Source organism: Methylosinus sp. RM1, from assembly GCF_011378635.1.
GTDB lineage: Bacteria > Pseudomonadota > Alphaproteobacteria > Rhizobiales > Beijerinckiaceae > Methylosinus > Methylosinus sporium.
On sequence record NZ_WOVC01000005.1, the window covers coordinates 69937 to 83840 of the forward strand.

The 13904-nt window shown below is 65.0% G+C and carries 16 protein-coding genes; 9 read left to right on the top strand and 7 right to left on the bottom strand.

All coding sequences use genetic code 11. The annotated features are described in order from the left end of the window. The first annotated feature begins 4 nt into the window (after positions 1-4). From FMZ75_RS04740 to FMZ75_RS21300, 3 genes are all read left to right on the top strand, one after another. Positions 5-577, top strand: a complete 573-nt coding sequence (locus FMZ75_RS04740) for a DUF1214 domain-containing protein (protein WP_142863489.1) — start codon at positions 5-7, stop codon at positions 575-577. Then, complete coding sequence (locus tag FMZ75_RS04745) at positions 574-1167, top strand: hypothetical protein (protein WP_207783286.1); 594 nt, start codon at positions 574-576, stop codon at positions 1165-1167. The genes FMZ75_RS04740 and FMZ75_RS04745 overlap by 4 nt, the downstream gene beginning before the upstream one ends. 132 nt (positions 1168-1299) lie before the next feature. Continuing rightward, positions 1300-1614 carry a hypothetical protein gene (locus tag FMZ75_RS21300; protein WP_207783287.1) on the top strand — a complete coding sequence of 105 codons (315 nt, stop codon included), beginning with the start codon at positions 1300-1302 and terminating at the stop codon, positions 1612-1614. 43 nt (positions 1615-1657) lie between these two features. Here FMZ75_RS21300 and FMZ75_RS04755 read toward each other — a convergent pair whose 3' ends face one another. Then, the gene (locus FMZ75_RS04755; protein ID WP_166141515.1) at positions 1658-2740 is read right to left on the bottom strand and encodes an alkene reductase; all 1083 of its coding nucleotides are present in this window, start codon (positions 2738-2740) and stop codon (positions 1658-1660) included. A 157-nt stretch (positions 2741-2897) separates the two neighbouring features. Here FMZ75_RS04755 and FMZ75_RS04760 point away from each other — a divergent pair, with 157 nt between their 5' ends. From FMZ75_RS04760 to FMZ75_RS04770, 3 genes are read left to right on the top strand one after another with little or no spacing between them, the layout of a single operon-like run. Then, positions 2898-3821, top strand: a complete 924-nt coding sequence (locus FMZ75_RS04760) for a polyprenyl synthetase family protein (protein WP_246728768.1) — start codon at positions 2898-2900, stop codon at positions 3819-3821. A gap of 8 nt (positions 3822-3829) precedes the next feature. Then, the gene (locus FMZ75_RS04765; protein WP_166141517.1) at positions 3830-4540 is read left to right on the top strand and encodes a DUF1345 domain-containing protein; all 711 of its coding nucleotides are present in this window, start codon (positions 3830-3832) and stop codon (positions 4538-4540) included. 59 nt (positions 4541-4599) lie between these two features. Next, on the top strand, positions 4600-4851 hold the full coding sequence (locus FMZ75_RS04770) for a plastocyanin/azurin family copper-binding protein (protein WP_158271763.1): 252 nt from the start codon (positions 4600-4602) through the stop codon (positions 4849-4851). A gap of 63 nt (positions 4852-4914) precedes the next feature. On the opposite strand, the gene FMZ75_RS04775 is transcribed toward FMZ75_RS04770, so the two are convergent. The 6 genes from FMZ75_RS04775 to FMZ75_RS04800 form a co-directional block, all read right to left on the bottom strand. Continuing rightward, a complete protein-coding gene (locus FMZ75_RS04775; RefSeq protein WP_166141518.1) occupies positions 4915-6102 on the bottom strand; it encodes a methanobactin export MATE transporter MbnM in 1188 nt (395 codons plus the stop codon). Continuing rightward, a complete protein-coding gene (locus tag FMZ75_RS04780) occupies positions 6099-7076 on the bottom strand; it encodes an MbnP family copper-binding protein (protein WP_166141519.1) in 978 nt (325 codons plus the stop codon). The genes FMZ75_RS04775 and FMZ75_RS04780 overlap by 4 nt, the downstream gene beginning before the upstream one ends. Before the next feature lie 158 nt (positions 7077-7234). Next, positions 7235-9517 carry a TonB-dependent siderophore receptor gene (locus FMZ75_RS04785; protein WP_370464669.1) on the bottom strand — a complete coding sequence of 761 codons (2283 nt, stop codon included), beginning with the start codon at positions 9515-9517 and terminating at the stop codon, positions 7235-7237. A gap of 381 nt (positions 9518-9898) precedes the next feature. After that, the gene (locus FMZ75_RS04790) at positions 9899-10819 is read right to left on the bottom strand and encodes a FecR family protein (RefSeq protein WP_370464670.1); all 921 of its coding nucleotides are present in this window, start codon (positions 10817-10819) and stop codon (positions 9899-9901) included. Between the two features lie 104 nt (positions 10820-10923). Continuing rightward, the gene (locus FMZ75_RS04795) at positions 10924-11424 is read right to left on the bottom strand and encodes an RNA polymerase sigma factor (protein WP_166141520.1); all 501 of its coding nucleotides are present in this window, start codon (positions 11422-11424) and stop codon (positions 10924-10926) included. Between the two features lie 118 nt (positions 11425-11542). Further along, positions 11543-11932 (bottom strand): hypothetical protein, encoded by a 390-nt coding sequence (locus FMZ75_RS04800; protein WP_166141521.1) that lies wholly within the window; start codon positions 11930-11932, stop codon positions 11543-11545. A 303-nt stretch (positions 11933-12235) separates the two neighbouring features. Here FMZ75_RS04800 and FMZ75_RS04805 point away from each other — a divergent pair, with 303 nt between their 5' ends. The 3 genes from FMZ75_RS04805 to FMZ75_RS04815 all read left to right on the top strand — a co-directional run bounded on the left by FMZ75_RS04805 (position 12236) and on the right by FMZ75_RS04815 (position 13898). Then, entirely contained in the window at positions 12236-12499 is a 264-nt protein-coding gene (locus tag FMZ75_RS04805) for a type II toxin-antitoxin system prevent-host-death family antitoxin (protein WP_142863499.1), read from the top strand. After that, the gene (locus FMZ75_RS04810; protein ID WP_166141522.1) at positions 12496-12933 is read left to right on the top strand and encodes a hypothetical protein; all 438 of its coding nucleotides are present in this window, start codon (positions 12496-12498) and stop codon (positions 12931-12933) included. The genes FMZ75_RS04805 and FMZ75_RS04810 overlap by 4 nt, the downstream gene beginning before the upstream one ends. 161 nt (positions 12934-13094) lie before the next feature. Beyond that, a complete protein-coding gene (locus FMZ75_RS04815) occupies positions 13095-13898 on the top strand; it encodes a hypothetical protein (protein WP_166141523.1) in 804 nt (267 codons plus the stop codon). Positions 13899-13904 lie beyond the last annotated feature (6 nt).

A 13904-nucleotide genomic window follows, 5' to 3' on the forward strand; every position in this document is an offset into this window, starting at 1 on the left:
TCGCATGATCAATTATGTGCGGGCCTTCGCCGTGATGATCGCGGGTCTTCTGCTCGGCTTTGCGATCACCGCCGTTTCGCTCGGGCTCGGCCGCGGCTTCGGCGCGGTGCATGTCGGGCCCTGGACCGCTTGGCCACGCCACGGCGGCTCCGATATCGATCCTTATGCGCGCGCCGTGCTGGCGCGCTCGGGCGAGGCGCCGCTCGGCCATGGTCAAGGCCTCGCCTTTTTCGCCGATACGGATTCGAACGGCGCGCCGCTCGATGGACGTTGCGATTACCGCCTCTCCGACTCGACGCCGACGGCGCGCTTCTGGACGCTCGGCGCGACCAGCGCCGCGGGGCGGCTCATCGACAATCCCGCCGGTCGCCACGCCTTCACCTCGAGCGAAATTTTGCGTCGCGAGGGCGGCGCCTTCGCGATCGAGATCGGCCCGCAGGCGCGTCCGGGCAATTGGCTGCCCGTAGCGAAAGAACCTTTCACGCTGGTGCTGCGCCTCTATGACACGCCGCTCGACATCGAAGCGGCGCCCGACCCTGCGACATTTCCGAAGATCGTGAAGCTGCATTGCGCATGAAAATATCTCGCACCTATCTCGACTGGCTGCCCTGGGCGCTCGCGACCGTCTGCGTCGCGGGCTCCGTTCACATCGTCTCCGTGCTGCTGATGCCGGAGCTCGCGCCGCGCAACGCCTATGCGCGCCTCGCCGCGGCGGCGCAGAGCGCCGAGACGACGCCCAATGGCGTCGCTCTGTTGCCGCGCGCCGCGCCGGGCGCGGAAGTCATGCCTTTCGAAGATTCCGCTTTCGTCGACGGCGTCTGTCTCTTCGATCTCTCCAAAGGGATGATGCGCGTGCGCGCCGACGCCGATCCCGAGGAATTGATCGCTCTCTCCTTTCATGCGCGCACCGGCCGCGTTTTTCATTCCGCGACCGATCGCTCCGCGATCAAAGGCAAGATCGACGTGCTGGTCGGCGACGCGCGCCAGATCGAAGCGGTGGAAGGAGAAGACGAGGAAGCGCCGCCGAGCCAAGTGCATGTGACGGCGCCTTCGATGCGCGGCTTCGTGCTCATGCGCTCGCTGGCCAAGCGCGCGAGCGATCGTGATCGCGCCGAGCAGCGTCTGCGTTCCGTTTCCTGTGAAACCGTCGCCGCGCCGGAGAGCTGACTCGCTCGTGAGAGCCGATTTGCTCGCGGGCCTGCGGAAAGCTCGTAGGGGAATAGGACGAAGCGCCGCATTGAGATTCTCGCGGGAACGACCACTTCGTAAAGGGAGGCCGACGATAGCGAGGGCGACGCCATGCGAAAGATCATTCCCCTATTGGCGGCGGCGCTGCTGACCGCGACGACGATCGCGCCGGCGCTCGCCGAAACCACAGTGGAGACCAAGCCCGTCGCTCCCGAGCAGCAGGGCGGCGGCGGCCATGAGGGCTGCTGCAAGATGATGCATGAGATGCGTCAGATGCATGAGCAGATGATGATGGACCACATGAAATCCATGCATCGGATGCATCAGGGCCATGGCGCAGATCATGGCGACGGCGGTCATGGCGCAGACGGTCATGGCGCCGATCATGGCCCGGATCATGGCGGCGGCCAGGAGAAGGCCCAATAGCGGCAGGGCTCGTTTCCCCATGAGGAGAAACGAGCCCTGCCGCTCACGCGGTCAGCGTCGGATAATCCGTATATCCCCTTGCGCCCGCCGCATAGATCGTCTCGCGATCGACCTCCGCGAGCGGCGAGCGGCGGCGCAGGCGCTCGACGAGATCGGGATTGGCGATGAACGGCCGGCCGAAAGCGATGAGATCGGCGCGCCCGCTCGCGAGCGTCTCCTCGGCGAGCTCCAGCGTATAGGCGTTATTGGCGATATAGGCGCCGGGAAAGCTCTTGCGCAGAGCGAGATAATCGAAAGGCGCGACATCGCGCGGCCCTTGCGTCGCGCCTTCGATAACGTGAAGGAAGCCGAGCTTCTTCTCCGCCAGCTTCCCCACGAAATAGCCGAAGACCGTCTGCGGATCGCTGTCCGCCATGTCGTGCACCGGGCTCACCGGCGAGATGCGCGCTCCGACGCGGGACGGCTCCCAAGCCTCCAGCACGGCGTCCGCGACCTCGAGGCCGGAGCGGGCGCGATTTTGGGGCGCGCCGCCATAGGCGTCGGTCCGCTCATTGGAGCCGTCGCGCAAGAATTCGTCGATCAGATAGCCATTGGCGCAATGAATCTCGACGCCGTCGAAACCCGCCTCCTTCGCATTGCGCGCGGCTTTGCGATAATCGTCGACGATCCTGGGGATTTCGTCCAGCCCCAGCGCCCGCGGCGCGGAGCAATCGACAAAGCCGGTCTCGATCGCCACCTGCTTCGTCGTGGCGATGGCGGAGGGCGCGACCGGCGCGCCGCCGCCGGGCTGCAACGAGACATGCGACACGCGCCCGACATGCCACAATTGCAGCACGATATGGCCGCCGGCCCCATGAACGGCGTCCGTCACCTCGCGCCAGCCGGCGATCTGCTCGGGCGAATAGATTCCCGGGGTGAAGGCGTAGCCCTGCCCCTGCTGGGAAATCTGCGAGGCCTCGGCGATGATGAGGCCGGCCGAGGCGCGCTGGCGGTAATGCTCGGCCATCAGCGCATTGGCGGCGTTGGTCCCATGTGTGGCGCGACGGCGCGTCAGCGGCGCCATGACGATGCGATTGGCCAGCGAAAGATCGCCGAGACGAAAAGGTTCGAATAAAGAAACGCTCATATCTGCCGTATCCTCGTGGTCTCTCGCCCCTGCGCCGGCCGTTCCCCGGCCGTTCCCCCTAGCGCTCCCCCACTTGGGGATTGATCGCAAATTTGTTAGGTCGGGACCAGATGGAATGATTTTCTCGGGAAAGGGCCCCATGATCGGCGAAGCAGCAATGACCGAAGACGCAGACTTCCGCCGCCGCCTCGACGAGGCCGCCAGCGCGACCGAGTCCACGCTCGCCACGCTGCTCGGCGCAGAGCCGCTTCCCGGCGAAATCGCCCGGCCGGCGCGGCTGCTCGAGGCGATGCGCTATGTCGCGCTCGGCGGCGGCAAGCGGCTGCGGCCCTTTTTGGCGCTCGAATCCGCCCGGCTCTTCGGAGTCGAGGGCGAGAGCGCGCGCCGCGCGGCGGCGGCGATCGAGATGATCCATTGCTATTCGCTCGCCCATGACGATCTCCCCGCCATGGACGACGACGATCTGCGCCGCGGCCGCCCGACCGCGCACAAGGCCTTCGACGAGGCGACCGCCATTCTCGCCGGCGACGGCCTGCTGACTTACGCCTTCGACGTCCTCGCCGATCCGGCGACCCACGCCGATGCGCAAATCCGCGCCCGCCTCGTCCTGGCGCTGGCGCGCGCCTCCGGGCTCGGCGGCATGGTCGGCGGCCAGGCGCTGGACCTCGAAGCCGAAAAAGCCTCGAGCCCGCTCTCGCAGGAGGAGACGCTCCGCCTGCAAGCGATGAAGACCGGCGCGCTCTTGCGGATCTCGGTGGATTTCGGCGCCATTCTGGGCGGCGCCTCGGCGCCCGTGGCCGCGGCGCTCGGCCGCTATGGCGACGCGCTCGGCGCCGCCTTTCAGATCGCCGACGATATTTTGGACGCCGAGGGCGACGAGGCCGCGCTCGGCAAGCGCGCCGGCAAGGACGCCGAGCGCAACAAGGCGACGCTGATCGGCCTGCTCGGCCTCGACAAGGCGCGCGAGCGGCGCGACGCTCTGGTGGAAGCCGCCATAGAAGCGCTCGGCGAGACCGGGCTCGGCGCAGCGACCGGCGTGCTCGCGGAGGCCGCCCGCTTCGTCGCGTTGCGCAGCAATTGAGCGGCGCGATGAACCTCTCCGGCGAGACGAACGGTCCTCGCCGCCGCCGCCCGTTGCTGTGGCGCGTCGCCAAAGCGCGCGCCCGGCTTTTTTTCTGCGTTCTCGCGGGAACCGCCGTCGGTCTCCTATTGCCGGGGAGCTGGCGGGAAGTCACCCGCGCGCTCGTCGGCTGGGACGTCTTCGTCACTCTCTATCTGCTGCTCTCGGCCGAGCTGATGGCGCGCTCGACGCCGATCTCCATGCGTCGCCGCGCGCAATTGCAGGACGAGGGCCGGCTGGTCATTCTGGTGATGACCATCGCCACCGCCTGCGCCTCCATAGGCGCGATCGTCGCCGAGCTCGGCCCGGTCAAAAGTCTCGAGGGATTTTCAAAGCACGCGCATATTTCCCTCGCCGTGCTGACCGTCGTGCTCTCCTGGCTGTTCGTGCATCTGACCTTCGCGCTCCATTATGCGCATGAATATTATTTCGAGCGCGCCAGCGCGCCGGACCGACCGTCCGAACTGCGCGGCGGGCTGATCTTTCCGGGCGCGCAGCAGCCCGGCTATATGGATTTTCTCTATTTCGCTTATGTGATCGGCGTCGCCTCGCAGACGGCGGACGTCTCGATCTCTTCCGCGACGATGCGCGCCGTGGCGCTCGTTCACGGCGTATTGGCCTTTTTCTTCAATACGGCCGTTCTGGCGCTCACCGTCAATATCGCTGCGGGCTTCGTGTGAGAACGCGCGCTCTTCTCGCCGCTTTGGCTCTCTCGTTCGGCCCGTCCGTCGCGGCCGAGGTGCGGATCGAAAATTTCGCATTCACGCCCGCGCATCTCACCGTCAAAGCCGGCGATACGATCGTCTTCGTCAATCGCGATCAAGCGCCCCATTCGATCATCGGCGCAATGGGCAAGGAAGAAATCTTCCATTCGCCCGAGCAAATGGACGAGGACGAGAGCTTCCGCGTCACGCTGCCGCGCCCCGGCGAAGTATCCTTTCGCTGCGGGCTGCATTCTCATATGAGCGGAACGATCTCCGTCATTCCCTGAGACCCGTTCCCTTCGCGCGCCATCGAAACGAAAACGCGAGTCGCCGATGGCGACTCGCGGAAATTATTTCTTCGCCGCCTGCGCCTTCCACGGATCGGAGAAACGCGGAGAGGTCAGCAAGCTCTCGTCGGTCAGCGCCTTCAAAAAGGCGAGCAGATCGGCCTTCTCCTGTGGCGAAAGATCGATCTTGACGATCAGCGGACTCTTGAGCGGATTGAGCGCGCCGTCGCCCTTGGGCGGCCCCGTCTCGATCTTGCGTCCGCCGCGTGCGTAGATATCGATGACCTCTTCGAGCGTCGCCACCGTCCCGTCATGCATATAGGGCGCGGTCATCGCTATGTTGCGCAGGCTCGGCGCGCGGAACTTGCCCATATCGTCCGGGTCCTGCGTCACGTCATAGAGGCCGCGATTGGGCTCTGGATAGGCGCCTTTGCCGTCTATGTCGTAGAGGCCCGTATTGTGGAAAGGCGTTTCCGCCTCGCGCGTCTTGGCGTGCACGAATTGATCGTCGAGATCGACGCTGCCATGGCAGTGATGACACTCCGCCTTCTCGCCGAAATAAAGATCGTGCCCGCGCTGCTCCGCCTCCGTGAGCTTGATCTTGCCTTGCAGATATTGGTCGTAGCGGCTGTCGAAGGAGACGACGCCGCGCTGAAACGCCGAGATCGCCTTGATGATCGTCTCGAAAGAGATTTGCTCGGCCGGCTTCTTTTCCGGAAAAGCGGCGGCGAACCATTTCACATAATCCGCATCATTGCGGAAGCGCGCGACGATTTCCGCCTTATTGGCGTCATTGACGCCCATCTCGATGGGCCGCTCGCCATAGAGCGGATTCTCCATCTGGCGCTCCAGCGTCACCAGCGCCGGATTGGCCCAGGTGAGCGTCGCGCGCCAGCCCGAATTGACGATGGACGGCGCATTGCGCGGCGTCTTGTCGCCGGTGGAGCCGACGCTGACGACGCGCCCGTCGGTGAAGGCGCGCTCCTGCAAATGGCAGGAGGAGCAGGAGATCGTCGCATTGCCGGAGACGCGCTTGTCGAAGAACAAGCGCCGTCCGAGCTGAAACTTCTCCTCCGACATGGGATTGTCGGCGGGGACGCGCGGCGGCGGAATATATTTGGGAAGCTCCCATTTCCATTCCGTCTGCTCGGCCGCTGTCCGCTTGTCGGCCGCCTGTTTGGCCGGCTCGGCCGAGGCGGCGAAGGCCGCCGCGACGGCGAGCGTCAGTCCGAAGAACGGCGCCCCCCTCATTGCTTCGCGCCCACGACTTTGGCCGCCGTCGCGCCGACTTTGAAAATCGGCGACACGCCGGGCTTGGTCTGCTTGCCGGCGTCGCCGGCGCCCGCGGCGCTGTCGCCGAGATTGAGGCCGAGCGCAGAGAAAACAGCCGGACATTCGGGATCGTCGAGCGCGCTCATGCAGCCGACCGCGCCGCCCTTGTCGGCGACGATGTCGGAATTCTCGAGGAGCTTGGAGAGATCGAATTCGACGCGCTGCGTCTTGGGATCGAAACGATCGAGCGCGACGGTGAAGCGATTCTCATGCGCGCAAGCGACGATTTCGCCGGTCGCCGGATTGCCCTTGCAGGCGGTGGAGCCGATATGCACCATCCAGCTCCGCGTCTTGGAGCCGTCCGCCTTGATGACGGGCGTCGCCGGATCGACCTCGAAAGTGACGAAGCGGCGGCCGGCCTGCCAGTTCCACGCCATGCCGACCACATCGAGCGGCGGCGCCGCAGTCTCGACATTGGAATGATTGATCGAGACCGGCTTGCCGTCGACGATCGTCTCCACCGGCGCGCCGACCGAGAATTCGAGGCCGACATAAGAGCCCGCCGGCGCTTTGCCGACGATGGTCGTATTCTTGGCCGGATTGCCCTGCGTGCAGGGACTATTGCCGCCGCGCGCGTCCTTGAAGTCGAGCAGAGCGACATCGCCATATTGCCATTCGCTCTGATCCAGAGCCACCGGCGTGCGCTTGCCCTTGGCGTCGATCAGCTTGAAGCCGTAGACATAAAGGCGCGCTTCGTGGAGCTTGGCGGAAAGATGGCCGGTCCCGAGATTGGCGAGCGGAGCGCCGCAGCCGACCTCCTTGCCGTCGTTCACCAGCGCGAAAGAGATGGAAACCGGCTTCGCCTCGCCGGAGGCGGCGAGAGCCGACCCGGAAACAACGCAAAAATAGCCGGCCGCCGCGGCCGCAAATCCGATATATCGCAATTTCCGCATCTCGACTTCCTCCGCTCTTCGGCCGGGCGTTCCGCCGTCCGCAAAAATTTTCGAGGGCGCCGCCTATCTTATAAGACGTGCGAATAGGCGAAAAGGAACCTCGGGACGAAAGATTTTTTTTGCAGCGAGCATGAATCTCCCGTCCCGTGGCGCATTGATCAGAACTCCACCCGCAACGATCCGAGGACGGTGCGCGGCGTCCCGGTCTGGATCGCCGTGCGACCCGTCGAGGTCGGATAATAGGTCACATCGGTGATGTTCTTGACGTTCACTTGCGCGGTGACGGTGAATCCCTCGATCTGCGTCGTATAGGAGACCATGCCGTTGAGCAGCGTATAGCCCGGCAGAATGAAGGAATTGGCGTTGTCGCCGAGCGAGCTCTCGACGGCGGTGACGCCGGCGCCGAGGCTGAGGCCCCGGAACATGCCGTCGGCCTCGTATTTGACCCAGAGATTCCCATAGTTGCGCGGGCTCGCGGGAAGCTTGGAGCCCGAGATCGCGAGCTGGGTCGTGACCAGCGTCAAAGGATTGTAGGACGGCGCCCCCACCACCGTGCGCACGTCGTCATGCGTGTAATTGGCGATCACGCTCCAATTGTCGTCGATACGGCCGGTGAGATCGAATTCGAAGCCCTGGCTGCGCGCTTTTCCGATCAGGAGCGAGTTATTCGCATTGGTCGGGTCCGTGTAGGGGACATTGGTCTTGAAAATATCGTAATAGGCGAGCGTCGCGATGATGCGCTTGTCGAGCAGTTCCGCCTTGACGCCGCCCTCGAGCTGCTCGCCCTTCTGCGGGTCGAGCGGAAGCCCCAAGATCGTCGCCTGGCTGTTCAACGAGAACGAACGCGTGAAATTGCCATAGATCGACAGCCAGGGCAGTGGCTGGTAGACGACGCCGACGCGCGGGCTGAAGGCCTTGGCGTAGTTGGTCGTGTAGGTGGATAGCGCGTTCAGATAGGATGTTTGACTCTTGTTGTTGCCGTATTCCGCCCAATCATAGCGGCCGCCGACCAGAATATGGACGCGGTCGTCCAGGAAGGAGATCATGTCCTGGGCGTAGACGCCCGTCCATTTCTGATGCTGGGCGTTATAATTCGTGTTCTGGATAGTATTGTCGAGCGTCCAATAGTACGGCGCGTAGATATTGATCGAGGCCAACAAGCCGGTGTTGCCGAAAAACCAAGACATACGCGTGGCGAGATGGTCGAATCCGACCAATGCCGAATGCGAGAAGGGGCCGGTTTCGAACTTCCCTTTCAGATCGACATTGGTCGCGAAATCATGCTCGTGATAGCCGCCCTTGGTGGCGTTGTTGGTCAAGGAGCGCGTGAGCACGCCGGTCGCCTGATTGAAGCTCAGAGGAAAAGTATTCATCTGATTGTCGTCGAAGGTCGAATAGCTCAGCCTGTTGGTCAGGCTCCAACTTTTGTCGAAGTCATAGGTCCAGTCGTAGGCGATGCGCCGCTTGTCGTATTGATGCGGCGAGGTCGTCGTCAAAAGGGGAGCCGAGAGATATCGGGAGATCGGGATCGAAGCCGGATAGGCGCCGACGGCAGGTAGATGCGGATAATCGTCGACCCAGGTCCGATGCTGATACTCGAAGTCGACATTGGCCCGGAACTGCTCGACCGGACGAAAGCCGACGGTCGGCGCGAGGAACACATTCTGGTCCTCGAGAAAATCGCGATAGGAATAGGAATGGTAGAATTCGCCGTTGAATCTGTACAGGATCGACTTGTCCGTCGTCAGAGGCCCAGTTGCGTCGAGAGTCGTGCGAGTCAGTCCGTAGGAGCCGTTCTGCTGCTGGATGGAATAATAGGGCGTCTCCAACGGCCGCTTGACGACGAGATCGATGAGGCCGCCGGGCTCGACACGGCCATAGAGGATCGCCGCGGGCCCCTTCAGCACCTCGATCGACTGAAGATTGGCGGTGACGAGATTGCGCATCCTGTATTCGATCAATCCGTTCTTATAGGTGCTGCCGAGATTGCTGAAGCCGCGAACCTTGAACGATTCGTAGAAATTCGGCGTCGTCTGCACGCCGCTGACATTGGCGACGATGGCGTCGGCGACGCTGATCGCCTGCTGATCGTCCATCGTCTGGCGCGTCACCACTTGCACGGCGACCGGCGTCTTCAACAGCGGCAGGTCCATCTTCATGGCGCTCGTCGCGCTCTCCGCCGTGTAGCCGGTATATCTGTCGCCCGGCCCTAGCGGCGCGCCGCCGACGCCGCGCGCGCCGGGCTTCGGCTTGCCCTCCGCCCCCACATCGATCGGCGGCAGCGACTCCGCGCCGCTCGCGTCATTCATCACGCCACGATCGTTCTGCGCCAAAATGATCGACACGGTCTTGCCCTTGGCGGCGAAGCGCCACGACAATCCCGTTCCCGACAGCAGACGGTCGAGCCCTTCGTCCACCGCGAAATCGCCGTCGAGCCCCACCGGTCTTCAATCGCCCGGTGACGTCGGCGTCATAGAGAATCTGCAAGCCGTTGAGATCGGCGAAGGCGTTCAACGCGCCCGGCAGCGGGCCGGAAGGGATGCGATAGTTCTGCACGAGGCCGGAGCGCTCCTGCGGCGAAATAGCCGCCTGCGCCGGCGAGTCCGAAACTCCCGAACCCAGCGTCAGAGCGCCGATTGCGGCGATCGCCAGCGTCGAACCCATCTTTGCTTCGCCCGCTCCGAAACCCTCGCGCTTTTCCCGACCCGCCATCTCGCCGCCTCTTCCGTGCCGGGGACGGTTTTCGTCCCCCTGTGTCGGGCCTCCACGCGGCAGACGGCGAAAAAGGAGGTCGGCGCGAAAAAATATTTCTCGCGCCGCGGCTATTCGCGCACGATCGTCAGATATTTGGTGACATGGGTCGCATGGAGGCCGAGCGAGGTCTCGATCTCGTCGAGCGCGGCGATCGGGTCCTGGGCGTTGAACACGCCGGTCACGCGCCGCGCCTTCAAGGCTGGATCGGCAAAAAAGACGAAGCCGCGGTGATAGCGGCCGAGCGCGCGCACCACCTCGCCGAGCGGCCGATTTTCGAACATGAGCTTGCCGCGCCGCCAGGCGGTGGCGCGCGCGAGATCGACGGGCTCGGGCGCCGCGGCCGCCTCGCCCGGCCCATAGGCGCTCTGCCGCCCCTCTTCGACCGTGACCGCGCCGCCGCCGCCGGCGACGCGCACGCTATGGCTGGTCACAGTCACGCGCGCGCGGCCGTTCTCTATGGCGACGTCGAAAGCCGTGCCCAACGCGGTCGCGGTTCCGCCCGCCGCCTCGACGACGAAAGGCCGCGCCGGATCGGGCGCGACATCGAACCAGGCCTCGCCCGCGATCAGCGTCACCCGCCGCTCGCTCTGGGTAAAGTGAAGAGCCACGGCGCTGAGCGAATCGAGTTCCATGCGGGAGCCGTCGGCGAGCGTCGCCTGCCGCGTCTCGCCCGCGCCGGTGAGGACATCCGCCGTGAGCCGCAGCGCGATCTCATCGGCGAAGAACAGCACCAGAAGAGCGAGACCCGCCGCCGCGCCCGCCTTGCGCCGCCGGCGCTTCGTCTTGCGCTGGGGCCCTGCGCCCGGCCAGCGCGGAGCCATGAAATCGCCGAGCGCGGCGAGCGTCTCATAGGCGGCGCGATGGGCGTCGTCCGCGGCGAGCCAGGCCTCGAAGGCGGCCTGCTCCTTGCGCGAGAACGTCGCCTCGTTGCGCCGCAGCCACCAGTCGATCGCCGCCTCGCGAATGGCGGATTTCGTTTCGGACATCATCTCACCCGCCGCAGAGCCGCGCCGACGCCCGAGGCGAGCGAGCCACGGCCTGCCCCGAACACCACGCGCGATGCGGCGAAAAAGGAGGTCTCGCGCGCAAAAATCTACTCCAGCGCCGCCCAGCAGCGCGCCATGGCGAGCCGCATGTGCTTTTGCGCCATATTGCGCGAAACGCCCAGCCGCTCGGCGATCTCGCCGAGGCCGAGCCCCTCGCGCATATAGAGGAGAAAAACGTCGCGGCAGCGCGGCGGCAGGGCGTCGACGGCCTCGCGCAGCAGGCGCCATTTCTCCTCGGCCTCGAGGCGGGCGTCGGGCATGGCGCCGGTCGCGACGGCCATTTCGGCGTCGGCGTCGAAATCGACATATCTGGCCTCGGTGCGGCGGCGGCGGGCGTGATCGCGCGCCAGATTGACGGCGATGCGCTGCAGCAGCGAGGGCGGATCGGCCGCCAGATCGAAACGCTCGCTCCGCAATGCGCGCACAAAAGTCTCCTGCAGCAGATCGGAGGCGTCCTCGCGCCCTATGCGGCGCGCGAAATAGCCGATGAGCTCGCGCCGGCTGCGCAGAAACAAACGATCGAAGAATCGCGATTTCTCATCCGACATCGACTATGTCCGGCGAGGGCCGACGCGCCCGGGAACGGTCGCGCATCGGCGAGAAATTGGCGAGGCCGCGCGGGCGAAGGCGCGGATGATGGCGAGACGGGCGGCGCCTTGCGCCGGATCAGCCGAGAAAGGGCGGCGCTCGCGACGACCAGGGACGAGCCGGCGCGGGACCATGCGCGCCGCGCTCGGCCGCGACGCCGAGCGTCATCGTCTCGCCGGGAGCGACGGGAAGCAGCATGGAGAGGACGGCGCCGATCAGCGGCGCGAGGCTCGCCGTTCCGAGCGCGCAGCATTGCGGATGCAGCGGGCAATGCGGCCCCGGCGCCTCGCCCGAATGCGCAGCGCCGCCGCAATCGGCGGAGGCGAGCGCGAGGCCCGGCGGGGCGTGATGCGCATGGGCGGGGCCGATCGCGGCGAAGAGCAGAAGCGCTTGCAGCAAGGCCGCGAGAACGGCGATCGGAACGATCGTCGCTCGCCACGAAAAACCTCTGCCGCGCAAACCCGCCATAGGGAACGATCCGGCGCCGCGCGATCGATCGGCGAGGGCCGACGAAAAACCGCGTGCGAGGGATTCCTAGAACGCGGCGTTACGGCAAGTCAACGGGCGAGGGTTCGGGTCGGGTGAGCGAGAAGCGACGCCCGGAGAGGCGTTTAACCCGTCTGTCGGCCTGCTGCGCCAGGCGAGGCCGGAGCAATTTCATCGGCGGGTTCGATTGGTCGCGCCCCGAAGAAACGCTGCCAGGAAAAACTTGCCTTCTCCGTGATCACTCCCATAATACGACTGATACGCAACATTCGAGTCATGCATCAAATGAAAGTCTCGACCGCCGAATTCATCAAGAACTACGGCACGCTGGCGGACAAGGCCCTCTCGGAGCCGGTCACCATCACCAAGAACGGCCGCGACAGGCTGGTGATGATTTCCGCCGAGGAATATTCGCGGCTCAAACGCCGCGATCGGCGCGTGGTCAAGCTGGAGGAGTTCACGGCGGAAGAGATCGCCCTCATCGCCCAGGCGGAGGTCCCGCCCGGTCATGAGCGCCTCGATGAGGAGCTGAAAGACTGGCGGCCGTGAATTGGCCAGCTCCGCAGCCGGGTCTGGTGATCCGCTATTCGTATCTGTGGGAGAGAGAGGCCCGCGAGGGTCAAGAAGAAGGGGTGAAGGATCGCCCCTGCGCGATCATCCTCGCGCTGCTTCGCGAGAATGACGCGCCGATCGTGCGCGTCCTACCGATCACCCACGCCGCGCCGGCCGATCCGGCCGACGGATTCGAAATTCCGCTCGCCACCAAGCGACGCCTCGGGCTGGATTCGGACCGCTCTTGGGTGGTGTTGACGGAGGCCAATGATTTCATCTGGCCGGGGCCGGACCTGCGCCCGGCCGTCAGCGGCGATCCGTCCAGCGTCGCCTACGGCATGTTGCCGCCCGGATTCATGACGGCGCTGCGCGCGCGGCTGATCGCGCGGTGGCGGGCAGGACCCGTTCGGCTCGTCGGGCGGACGGAATGACGGCCGCGCCCGGCGCAATTCGGCCCGAATTGTCCCAGCGGCCGGAGCGGATAGCCGGAAAGCGGGACCCTATAGCGGACACAATCGCGGAACATTCTGCGCCGAATATTCCGCTTCGACCTGCGCTCGCGAAAGACCTGCGCTCGCGAAAGATCGGCCTCATGCCGCGATCGTTCATGCTGCTTTCGATTTTCCTATCGTGCGCCGCTCGAGCCGCCGAAGCGCATTCGCCCTATTTCTCGGCTGCGGAAACGATCACATTGCCAGATGGCGAGCGCGGCGAGCTGCGGCTCCTTCATGGCGACGGAATATTCTGGGCGGCCCCCATTCGCGTGATTGCCATCGACAACGCCGGTAGGATGATCGCCCGCAGCGACGCCTCGCCGAGCATGGCGTTCTCCTGCGCAAATGCGAGCTGCCGCGTGCTCGACCTCGCGCGTGACATTGTTCTCGAGCTCGACCCGGACACCTTTCGAAAAGGCCCCGTGGTCCCCGCCGTCGACGATGAACAGCGGAGCAAGAATTGGGAACTCTTCGGCTCGCACAGCGACGAAGGATGGGGATGGCGAACGCGGCCAGCTGATCTATTCGAGCAATTTCTCGGAACGATCGCGCTGGCGATGCGCCTCTCGTACAGCGTCGTCTTCACTCTCATCGCCGGATTCGTCCCAGGATCGACCATTCTCCTTTGGCGAACGGAGCGCCGGCCGCTTCGACAGGCGCTCGTGATCGTGCGCGCGCTCGCCCTCGGCCTTCTTGTCTTATTGTCGGCGTCGGCCGCATTGGCGAGCTTCTACTTTTCAGTCGCGCTCACGGGAGCCACTTTCGAGCTCTGGCTCGCCGCATTCGCTGTCGGCGCCGGCGTCCCGATTCTCGCTCGAGGGATCGCGTCGATGATGTTCGGCCCGCCGGCGCCGTCCGCGTGCAAGTCGACCGCTTCAGAAGATCCACGAGAACGCCTATAGATGCTC

Coding starts and splice junctions, on each gene's coding strand:
- FMZ75_RS04740 (WP_142863489.1), top strand. CDS start 5: ATGATCAATTATGTGCGGGCCTTCGCCGTGATGATCGCGGGTCTTCTG.
- FMZ75_RS04745 (WP_207783286.1), top strand. CDS start 574: ATGAAAATATCTCGCACCTATCTCGACTGGCTGCCCTGGGCGCTCGCG.
- FMZ75_RS21300 (WP_207783287.1), top strand. CDS start 1,300: ATGCGAAAGATCATTCCCCTATTGGCGGCGGCGCTGCTGACCGCGACG.
- FMZ75_RS04755 (WP_166141515.1), bottom strand. CDS start 2,740: ATGAGCGTTTCTTTATTCGAACCTTTTCGTCTCGGCGATCTTTCGCTG.
- FMZ75_RS04760 (WP_246728768.1), top strand. CDS start 2,898: ATGACCGAAGACGCAGACTTCCGCCGCCGCCTCGACGAGGCCGCCAGC.
- FMZ75_RS04765 (WP_166141517.1), top strand. CDS start 3,830: ATGAACCTCTCCGGCGAGACGAACGGTCCTCGCCGCCGCCGCCCGTTG.
- FMZ75_RS04775 (WP_166141518.1), bottom strand. CDS start 6,102: ATGAGGGGGGCGCCGTTCTTCGGACTGACGCTCGCCGTCGCGGCGGCC.
- FMZ75_RS04780 (WP_166141519.1), bottom strand. CDS start 7,076: ATGCGGAAATTGCGATATATCGGATTTGCGGCCGCGGCGGCCGGCTAT.
- FMZ75_RS04790 (WP_370464670.1), bottom strand. CDS start 10,819: ATGATGTCCGAAACGAAATCCGCCATTCGCGAGGCGGCGATCGACTGG.
- FMZ75_RS04795 (WP_166141520.1), bottom strand. CDS start 11,424: ATGTCGGATGAGAAATCGCGATTCTTCGATCGTTTGTTTCTGCGCAGC.
- FMZ75_RS04800 (WP_166141521.1), bottom strand. CDS start 11,932: ATGGCGGGTTTGCGCGGCAGAGGTTTTTCGTGGCGAGCGACGATCGTT.
- FMZ75_RS04805 (WP_142863499.1), top strand. CDS start 12,236: ATGAAAGTCTCGACCGCCGAATTCATCAAGAACTACGGCACGCTGGCG.
- FMZ75_RS04815 (WP_166141523.1), top strand. CDS start 13,095: ATGCCGCGATCGTTCATGCTGCTTTCGATTTTCCTATCGTGCGCCGCT.